Source organism: Moraxella bovis (genome assembly GCF_002014975.1).
Taxonomy (GTDB): Bacteria; Pseudomonadota; Gammaproteobacteria; order Pseudomonadales; family Moraxellaceae; genus Moraxella; species Moraxella bovis.
The window spans coordinates 2952-5626 of the sequence record NZ_MUXV01000051.1 but is presented as its reverse complement, the minus strand read 5'-3'; the positions used below and the strand labels follow the sequence as shown (position 1 = coordinate 5626).

At 49.0% G+C, this 2675-nt stretch carries 2 rRNA genes (1 of these 2 only partly in view); both read right to left on the bottom strand.

Annotated elements, in window-relative coordinates:
• Positions 1-68: 68 nt before the first annotated feature.
• Positions 69-182 (bottom strand): 5S ribosomal RNA (rrf, locus tag B0182_RS11370).
• Between the two features lie 161 nt (positions 183-343).
• A 23S ribosomal RNA gene (locus B0182_RS11365) occupies positions 344-2675 on the bottom strand (it continues 610 nt past the right edge of the window).

The window sequence follows — 2675 nt, the reverse complement described above, 5'->3', positions numbered from 1 at the left end:
TATACACAAATTCAAGGATTTTAAAAACCAAAACCCCCTCTATCAATGACAGAGAGGGCTAAATAAGGTGCTGACGATGACCTACTCTCGCATGGGCAAACCACACTACCATCGGCGCTAAGACGTTTCACTTCTGAGTTCGGGAAGGGATCAGGTGGTTCCATCTTGCTATTGTCGTCAGCGTAAAAGGATAACAACGCTGCTTATGAGTCTGTTGTTTTATTTTTTACTTTAAATTTAATTTTTAAAGTTTTAACTTTTTAAGTTAAGTTATTCAAGATTGATTCAAGCTTGTTAGGTAAAATCTTTACACTTATCTCATACTAAACCACTTGGGTGTTGTATGGTCAAGCCAAACGAGCAATTAGTATTGGTTAGCTACACATGTCGCCATGCTTCCACACCCAACCTATCAACGTCGTAGTCTACAACGGCTCTTTAGGGAAATCTAATCTTGAGGTGGGCTTCCCGCTTAGATGCTTTCAGCGGTTATCCCATCCGAACATAGCTACCCGGCAGTGCTTCTGGCGAAACAACCGGAACACCAGAGGTTCGTCCACTCTGGTCCTCTCGTACTAGGAGCAGATCCTCTCAAATTTCCAACGCCCACGGTAGATAGGGACCGAACTGTCTCACGACGTTCTAAACCCAGCTCGCGTACCTCTTTAAATGGCGAACAGCCATACCCTTGGGACCTGCTTCAGCCCCAGGATGAGATGAGCCGACATCGAGGTGCCAAACACCGCCGTCGATATGAACTCTTGGGCGGTATCAGCCTGTTATCCCCAGAGTACCTTTTATCCGTTGAGCGATGGCCCTTCCATACAGAACCACCGGATCACTAAGACCTACTTTCGTACCTGCTCGACTTGTGGGTCTCGCAGTTAAGCGCGCTTTTGCCTTTATACTCTTTGAACGATTTCCGACCGTTCTGAGCGCACCTTCGTACTCCTCCGTTACTCTTTAGGAGGAGACCGCCCCAGTCAAACTACCCACCATACATTGTCCTTGATGTTGTTACATCTAAGTTAGAACCCCAACATAACCAGGGTGGTATTTCAAGGATGGCTCCATGGCAACTGGCGTCGCCACTTCAAAGCCTCCCACCTATCCTACACAAGTTAGGTCAAAGTTCAATGTAAAGCTGTAGTAAAGGTTCACGGGGTCTTTCCGTCTAGCCGCGGGTACACAGCATCTTCACTGCGATTTCGATTTCACTGAGTCTCTGCTGGAGACAGCGCTGCCATCATTATGCCATTCGTGCAGGTCGGAACTTACCCGACAAGGAATTTCGCTACCTTAGGACCGTTATAGTTACGGCCGCCGTTTACTGGGGCTTCGATCAAGAGCTTCGCATACGCTAACCCCATCAATTAACCTTCCAGCACCGGGCAGGCATCACACCCTATACGTCCACTTTCGTGTTTGCAGAGTGCTGTGTTTTTAATAAACAGTTGCAGCAGCCTGGTATCTGCGACTGCCAACAGCTCAAAGAGCAAGTCTTATCACCATCGGCAGCGTACCTTCTCCCGAAGTTACGGTACCATTTTGCCTAGTTCCTTCAGCAGAGTTCTCTCAAGCGCCTTGGTATTCTCTACCTGACCACCTGTGTCGGTTTCGGGTACGATTTGTTTATGACTATCGCTTAGAAGCTTTTCCTGGAAGCAGGGTATTTGCCACTTTGCCAGTAAACTGGCTTGCTATCAGATCTCAGTAATAGTCTAGCGGATTTGCCTACTAAACCTACCTACATCCTTTCACCTGGACAACCAACGCCAGGCTGACATAACCTTCTCCGTCCCTCCATCGCATCATAAACAAGTATCGGAATATTAACCGATTTCCCATCGACTACGCCTTTCGGCCTCGCCTTAGGGGTCGACTCACCCAGCCCCGATTAACGTTGGACTGGAACCCTTGGTCTTCCGGCGAACGGGCTTTTCACCCGTTTTGTCGTTACTCACGTCAGCATTCGCTCTTGTGATACCTCCAGCATGCTTTACAACACACCTTCACAGGCTTACACAACGCTCCCCTACCACTTAATTGAAACAATTAAATCCGCAGCTTCGGCTCCTAGTTTGAGCCCCGTTACATCTTCCGCGCAGGCCGACTCGACTAGTGAGCTATTACGCTTTCTTTAAAGGGTGGCTGCTTCTAAGCCAACCTCCTAGCTGTCTGTGCCTTCCCACATCGTTTCCCACTTAACTAGGAATTTGGGGCCTTAGCTGGCGGTCTGGGTTGTTTCCCTCTTGACGACGGACGTTAGCACCCGCCGTCTGTCTCCCGGATATCACTCATCGGTATTCGGAGTTTGCATCGGTTTGGTAAGTCGGGATGACCCCCTAGCCGAAACAGTGCTCTACCCCCAATGGTATTCGTCCGAGGCGCTACCTAAATAGCTTTCGGGGAGAACCAGCTATCACCGAGTTTGATTAGCCTTTCACCCCTATCCACAAGTCATCCCCTGGCTTTTCAACGACAGTGGGTTCGGTCCTCCGGTGCCTGTTACGGCACTTTCAACCTGCTCATGGATAGATCACTCGGTTTCGGGTCTATACCCTGCAACTTAATCGCCCTATTAAGACTCGGTTTCCCTACGGCTCCCCTAAACGGTTAACCTTGCTACAGAATATAAGTCGCTGACCCATTATACAAAAGGTACGCCGTCACCC